4 protein-coding genes and 1 pseudogene are annotated in these 7,384 nt (G+C 39.5%); 1 reads left to right on the top strand and 4 read right to left on the bottom strand.

The genetic code is table 11. The features are described from left to right. Positions 1 to 226: pseudogene (locus tag VIO64_RS21750) on the top strand (hypothetical protein); the annotation flags it as partial. 241 nt (positions 227 to 467) lie between these two features. Here VIO64_RS21750 and VIO64_RS21745 read toward each other — a convergent pair. The 4 genes from VIO64_RS21745 to VIO64_RS21730 all read right to left on the bottom strand — a co-directional run bounded on the left by VIO64_RS21745 (position 468) and on the right by VIO64_RS21730 (position 7,374). After that, positions 468 to 749 carry a transposase gene (locus VIO64_RS21745; RefSeq protein ID WP_331921847.1) on the bottom strand — a complete coding sequence of 94 codons (282 nt, stop codon included), beginning with the start codon at positions 747 to 749 and terminating at the stop codon, positions 468 to 470. A gap of 143 nt (positions 750 to 892) precedes the next feature. Continuing rightward, on the bottom strand, positions 893 to 2,110 hold the full coding sequence (locus VIO64_RS21740) for a dockerin type I domain-containing protein (RefSeq protein WP_331921846.1): 1,218 nt from the start codon (positions 2,108 to 2,110) through the stop codon (positions 893 to 895). 348 nt (positions 2,111 to 2,458) lie between these two features. Next, positions 2,459 to 5,113: an RICIN domain-containing protein gene (locus VIO64_RS21735; protein WP_331921845.1), complete on the bottom strand. Its 2,655-nt coding sequence runs from the start codon at positions 5,111 to 5,113 to the stop codon at positions 2,459 to 2,461. 140 nt (positions 5,114 to 5,253) lie between these two features. Then, positions 5,254 to 7,374, bottom strand: coding sequence for a hypothetical protein (locus tag VIO64_RS21730; protein ID WP_331921844.1), 2,121 nt, complete (start codon positions 7,372 to 7,374; stop codon positions 5,254 to 5,256). Positions 7,375 to 7,384: the final 10 nt, after the last annotated feature.

The following is a 7,384-nucleotide window of genomic DNA, read 5'->3' as shown; positions in this document are numbered from 1 at the left end:
ATGGGAAACAGATTTAAAATATGGATATATTCATGGGGAGGATCGATTTTTTTACAAATTATCATATCTTGATGTGTTTGATCGTACGATAGTAAATTCACATATAGGCCTGAAATGTGAGGCAAAAGACGCTGTTTTTACGTTAAAAAAAGCATTAGCCATATCTATAAATATATTGAAGAAATTAATGCTTCCCCAGTGGTATATCGCTGGACATATAAAATGAATGAAGTGTCATTGTGAAATGCACATGTAATTTGCCAACGTTGTACTAGAGCCCATATATGGATCCTCTGTATAAATCTGATCAATCAAATGTTTTGCCTTAATTTCATTGTCAGATGGTTCACGAGAAACATAATAAATTCCTGTTCTGTTCAATGATAATAGATCTGTTTGTTTTGATAATGAAAATTTTTAATCTTCTGAAGGCTCAAGCATTAATAATCGATCATTTCTATCAGAATTTAATTCCAGATTTTTTTCAACCAATTCAATTGAGTAGTCAGTTCTCCAATATCGGCATATAGTTCCTTGATTTTTTGTTGCAATTCTTCTATCTCCTTGTCACCCTTTCTTCTGCCATCCTCAAGTACTCCTGGCAATGCTTCTATTGCCTCCTTCTTCCATTTGGCCAATTGATTAACATGAACTCCTAGTTCTGATGATAGTTGGGTCAAAGATTTTTCTTCCCTCAATATCATAATTACTGCTTTTGCTTTAAATTCTCCATTATATGATTTTCTCATAAAATTATTCTATCATATCCACCTTATACACCCCTATTTTTTGTCCGAATTTCTTAGACCATTATAATCTTATTGGCAAGACAAAAAAAATAGCGGCAGACAAGTTTAAAAAACTTCTGCCGCAAATTATTTCTTCCACAACCTTATGCTACAGTATTGAATTTAGCTGCAATCATAATTACATCCGCCATATTTATAGCTCCGTCTTTATTGAGGTCCAGCGTATCCACATATTTGGAATCACCACGGATTGAATTAAATACAATCGCTAACATAATTACATCTCCCATGTTTATAGCACCATCATTGTTTACGTCAAGACTGTTTTTAACAGGTGTATTGTTTGGTGTATTAGTTGGTGTGTTGGTTGGAGTGCTGGTTGGTGTATTGGTTGGTGTGCTTGATTGATTATCTTTAAACAAATCCGGTAAAATGTTATAAATATACTGATTAACATAACCCCACCAATGTGTACCTCCGTTAGCCACCATAAAATAGAGGTTTCCTTCTATTGGATCGTTTGAATATATGAAAGTATCTGTTATTTTTTTCAATTCTTCAATCTGAGGTTTCATATTGGGATATGCCTGATCTTGAGTGCCTGTAGCACAGAACAACTTATAGTCATGTGGTGCTTTATAACCGTATTTCTTTGGAATGCTTGCCAGATACGATGCTGTTTGTGAGGCTCCAGTAGTTCCGGCACCCCCAGTTACCGCCCAACAGTCACCGCTTAACGGCATATAATATTTGATATATTCAAGGCAGTTAATATATGTGTACCAGGTACATACCGAACCCATTGAGAATCCGCCAAATGCCCTGTGATCTCTGGAAGCCTTCATATCCGCAGTACTATTTGATTTTAAATATGTATTATATTTGGTTTCAACCAATGGAATAATTGTTTTGCTCAATTCCTGATGGAAAGTCGCCACATCATTATTACCCTTGTAAAATGAAGGTGTAACAAATATAGCCGGTGCAATATCTCCCTTTGCAATCATGTTATCGATTATTACCTTTAATTCCTTGTTCTGACCTGGTCCACCGAATAATAATGTCTCATCTTCACCGCCACCATGCATCAGATATACAACGTTATACTTTTTAGAAGTATCAGACTGGTTATATCCGTATGGAAGATAGACGTAAAAATTCTTAGTAGCATTACCCCAAGTGTAACTTAACCTTTCAATAGTACCTTGCTTTGAACTAATCGACTTGTACTCATTCGGAAGTGGTTTATAAATTTTCTCACCTGCTGCAAATACCGACAGATTAAAAGTAGTCATGCTGAGAATCATGATACTCGACAGAATAAAACATAAACACTTTTTAAAACCTTTTTTCAAAAACATTATAAATCCCCCTTTGAAATTGTTAAATTAAGTTATTACTTCCAAACCCTAATACCAAGGCACATTATAAATATATTTTCCACTATAATTGTGCCCTTACTTTGTAGATGACAAAATTTAGATCCAGTGCATCAACAAATCTGAAATCGCCATTGACTGAATTAAATACATTATAACATCCTTTGCAGTCTTCTCTCTTTTCTTCTTTGATACCTTTCCTTTAAATTCTTGATTGTCTTAAAATATAGTCTTACAGATTGTATGCACTAGAGTAATGTTTCTCCAAATCGATGCTCTTGGATGAAGAAATATGTGAGGGTGAGCCAATTCCCCATACTCTTTACCAAGTTAAGTAACAGTATTGAATTTTGCAGCTAAAATTATTACATCAGCCATATTTATTGCTCCGTCTCCGTTCAAATCACGGGCTTCAACATATTTAGGGTCTCCTTTGACCGTATTGAATGATGTCGCCAGAAGTATTACATCCGTCATGTTTATTACACCGTCTTTGTTCAAATCTTCTTTAAGAATAGTATTTGTAGTAGTGGCAGTGGTGGTAGTAGTGGTAGTTGGTAATGGTGCATTCGAACCTAGCTGAAGTATATATGCTTCCAATTGATCCAGCTGCTTACTTGTAAGATGAGACGTCTTTCCATGCTTGTTATCTACATTTTTCGTTGTCAATACATCACGAATTGTTGCTGCAGACCCGTCATGCAGATATGGAGCTGTCCTCCACATTTCCAATAGAGTCGGAGTATAGTACATTCCGTCTGGATCAAGAATGTCCTTTGTTCCTACATCATGAGCTTTCAAATTAGTATAGAATGGTCCTGAATGACAGCTTGAGCACTGAGTTTCACTGCTTTCAAAGATAGCCTTGCCAAGAGCAGCATCAGAAGTCATTGTACCATCCTTATTTGAATAAGGACTCCGTTCGGAAGACAGGCTTTTAATATAAGCTGCAACATCATCCAGCTCCCCTTGGGTAGGTTCTTTAAACTTAATGAACTTGAAGCCGGCTTTTATTCCAACATGGGCATCATCCCTTACACCACGCCACATAGCCGGAGGGGTGTCGAAAACATTCATCATAGATTTTGTGTTTTTTGTGTTGCCTATTCCGTCATTGGGCATATCCCAATTAAGCCCATCAGCTCTGCCTTCAGGGTGACAGGAAGCACAACTGAGCCATTTCTGAGTAGTGGTTGATGCATCATGGAATGTGCGTTCTCCCCTTCTCACCGGATCTTCCCCAGGTTGGTTCCCAAGCTTTACAGTACTTTGAAGCGTATCGGTAGCTGCATTTATAAAATAGACTTCACCTGCAAAATATGCTGCAACCGCTATATTTTTGCCATCAGGAGATATCGAGATTCCCCTTGGTCCCTGTCCGGACAAATCTATCTTTTTTAGTATACCCGCTCCCCACAAAGCTCCAAGGTCATATTTCAACATATCCCTTTTGGATGGATCTGCTTTAATCTGAAGCCATATATCGGAATAAGGCTTGTCATAACCTGACTTTGAGCGGAACAATAAGGAGAAGTTGCTGTTTGGCGTACCTGAAGCACCTCCTTTTAATATTTTCCACTGCTGACTAAGCCCTGCACTACTGCTGTTTGCCACAATACCGGCATTATTATTACGGGAGGCACCACTTACATCCATATACTTCTGGCTGGATTTGATCTGAAGCTTATAATAGCCCTCACCTGTATCAATTAATTTCCATTTCTGATTATCGGAATTACTCTGATCCCATTCAACAACAGGAGAGTTGTCGACAGTAGCACCAGCATTATCCAGTGCCTTGTTTGTACCTCTGTTGACAATGGTATAATAACCGTCATTATTGGCGATAATCCTATACTGCTGGTTGTTATTACCATTATCATCCCATTGAACGAGCTGTGTATTGTTTGCAGGATTTCCCCCGGGTATGTCCAGTGCTTTTCCGCTATTTCGGTTTATAAATTTATAGTAACTGTTAGGATCGAATTGAGTAATAGGTTCACTGGATCCACCGTCCATATTCCCAACCAAAAGCTGATGAAGTTTATTTAGATCGATTTTAAGCACCTGGTGGGTGCCTGATACGCTAACCCACATGGTTTTACTGTCGGATGATATTGTCAGCCCCCATGGATCTGCCGCTCCCTCCGTTATCCTGTCCAAAATAAAAGTTGTATATATGTTTTTCTTTGCTATATCAATTATTGTAACTGCATTTGTCATAACCCAGCCTTTTGTTATTTGAGTAGTAGGAAGTGACGTCTTTCCAAAGGTATGAAGAACATATGCCCACTTTCCATCCTGAGAACATTTTATTCCTCTGACATTGGATGATCCTTGGGGAAGAGTTATATTTGCAGCCGCCTGCTTGGTACTCATATCAACAAAAGTAACTGATGCTGCATATTTGGGAGCAAATGCATTTCCCGACGGCAATGCATGGCCGACTATGGCATATTTCCCATCTACTGTACCATCCATAAAATATGGGTAGTCCTTTACTGAGATGTCTTGTTCTACACTCCCTGAAGATAAATCAACAATAGATACTTTTTTGAGTCCATAATCCGACACAACAAGTTTACCTGCTATCAATGCAGTTCCCAGCGGTTTTGAGCCGGTTGAAAATCTCCTTGTTACAGACCCTGAAATAGGATTTACCTCGGCAACAGTTCCTGCTCCATACTCACAAACAAAGACACTTTGATTGCCGTTCCATACAATATCTCTTGGCTGCCCGTTCAATGGAACGATTTTTTGTATCGCACCATCCGATGCATTAATTATTTCCAACTGGGACTTTGTTGAATCGGATACTGCAATCATGCTGCCATCAGACGAGTATTCCGTATCAAACGGAGAAAAATATATATTATCAGCTGAATATCCATTCCTGTTTTCCTGAAATACGAAACTTCCCAAAGTTACGGTTATTGCTATACATAGAACCATCGGTATCAATTTTTTAAATACGTTTCGATCCATTTTAAACACTCCTATCCTTCATTATTTTTCATCCATGCCTTAGTCATGCTGAACAATAACTTCCGCTATAAATTTGGCTATTGTGTTGACTTAACTCGTCAACACTCGCTCAAAAGCGGAAGTAATTTTTCATCCATGCCTTAATTCAGAGATGGTTCTACCTGTTCGCCTCTAAGCTGGGCATCAATATTTTTATATTCTCCAAAGAAGGGTGCAATTCCTGAATCCAGCCATACTATAAATGAGTGAAGCTCACTCTGCGTAAGGCTTCCATGTCCAGTCTTCAGCTTTTGATAAAGTTTTGATGCTCTGGCTCCAAATTTTCCGGGTTCTGTTCTTGGATAGACTTTATTCCAGTCTGCTCCCGGATAAATCCCATCAAATAATGCAACATAGGGTTTCAAATTTTTATAAGAGCTAAACCATTTGGTTTGTGCATCTGTAGTGCCCTTTCTAAGGTCAGGCACCTGGGAACCGTTGTGACACGATATACATTTTTTGTCCAGGATTGGCTGGATAAGTCTTGGAAAGCTCACAGGCCTTGATCCCTGTGAAGGATCAGGAGTTATTTTTGATGGCTCTCTTCTTAGTGCAAGTGGTACACTTTCCGGGTTCACCGCTGCCTGGCGGCCAGGTTCATGGCAACCTTGGCAGTATAACTTAGTTTGACCCGGTATAAGGAATGTATCTGACCTCATGGTCTGAACAGCAGTTCCATCCTGGTCAACAGCTTGGAAGAAAACAGCTCTTCCGGCTGGCATATAGAATGAAGCACTTCCGTCGGACTCAACAGGAACTGAGCCTAAAAGTCCCCGGGTATTTCTTCCAGCCCATATACTCTCGGTACTTTCATAGCTTACCATGGGATCTGTGGCCATGGTTGTGGTCTTTGGATAAACCTGCCATATACGCAGTTCTTTTATCTTTGTCCCTGATGGAAGCGGAAGCAGTGAATTGTAAACATTCATAACGGATACAACTCCATCTTGAGCTTGTCCGGTTGGCTTTGCTGTGCCTGGAATAATATTAGGCACCTTACGTGGACGAAGGGGCATGGGACCATAACAGGAAAAATTGGGATCACTGTATAGCAATGATTTATTTCCCTTTGTATCTATTGCATATATGCCATAACGCTTGTTACCGCCATTAGTATTGGCATTCGGATCATATACACACAAATAATAATCCTCGCTAAGTGGATATGGGGTTGCATATTTCTGGTCAGTTGTTATACCGGTTTCGCTTTCGGGGTATTTTGCATCGGGTGTAATCTTTGTAATAGTGGACAGATTGTCATCATCTTCAACATCCGGGTCAATTACAATGAGAGCACCATAGTTCTGAGCGTGATGAGGAACCGCCGTTCCCACATACTTATTGGAATTGGGTATGGCTCTTAGGTGCATCTGTGCAAGCGGCACATTGGTCCACCAACTCGGTCCCGAGTTTGGATAATTCAAGGTAACAGCTCTTGCATCAAGACCGTCAGGTGTAGTTATCCATGCAGAATGTGCATGGTTAGCACCCCTATCCATATAGTCCCAACGGGTATATATAATCATACCATTGTTATCCACACTTGGACTCCATTCATTTGTTTCGTGGTAACTGATGCATCTGATGTCACTTCCGTCGGCATTCATAGTGTGAAGATTAAAGGTAGGAACAATACGCTGGTGACAACGTCCATATCCTCCTCTTCTCTCAGATATGAAAATGATTCTCCCGTCAGGAAGCCAGCGTGGGTCAAAATCGTTATAAGCCCCGTCAGTCAACTGGGTAAGGTTTGTCCCATCCACATTCACCTTGAAAATATGGTAGGTAGTGCTCTGATTCCAAACACCATATGAATTTTGTGCGTCTGTGTAGGCAAATACAATCTGTTTTGCATCATAGCTCAGATCAAAAGAATAGAAAGCTCCTCCAGTAAGCTTCCTTCCTGCATAACGTCCGTTTGCACAAACGGAATTCGCCAAAACATCGGTTACCGTCGGATTACCTGAAAAAGCATTATTCAGTATATACAATCCGCCTCCTTTAACTGCATTAAATCCGAAACTTCCGTCAATCATGTGGTTCTCAATACCTGGAAATGAATATGGTTGATGCTTGGTAAAAACAATTTTGTCAAATGCAAATTCCGATTTGGTAAAATCAATACTCGCCGACAGGGTCGTAAAAGTCTGGGTAGACAGGATAATCCCTGTTACTATTATAATAACTGCAACCCTGTATAACAATTTTGATACTCTTGCCATAATAACCCTC

The sequence above is a fragment of the Pseudobacteroides sp. genome (assembly GCF_036567765.1).
Taxonomy (GTDB): domain Bacteria; phylum Bacillota; class Clostridia; order Acetivibrionales; family DSM-2933; genus Pseudobacteroides.
Note: the sequence above shows the minus strand (reverse complement) of the source record. Positions and strands in the feature narration are given on the sequence as shown.

Coding starts and splice junctions, on each gene's coding strand:
- VIO64_RS21745 (WP_331921847.1), bottom strand. CDS start 749: ATGAGAAAATCATATAATGGAGAATTTAAAGCAAAAGCAGTAATTATG.
- VIO64_RS21740 (WP_331921846.1), bottom strand. CDS start 2,110: ATGTTTTTGAAAAAAGGTTTTAAAAAGTGTTTATGTTTTATTCTGTCG.
- VIO64_RS21735 (WP_331921845.1), bottom strand. CDS start 5,113: ATGGATCGAAACGTATTTAAAAAATTGATACCGATGGTTCTATGTATA.
- VIO64_RS21730 (WP_331921844.1), bottom strand. CDS start 7,374: ATGGCAAGAGTATCAAAATTGTTATACAGGGTTGCAGTTATTATAATA.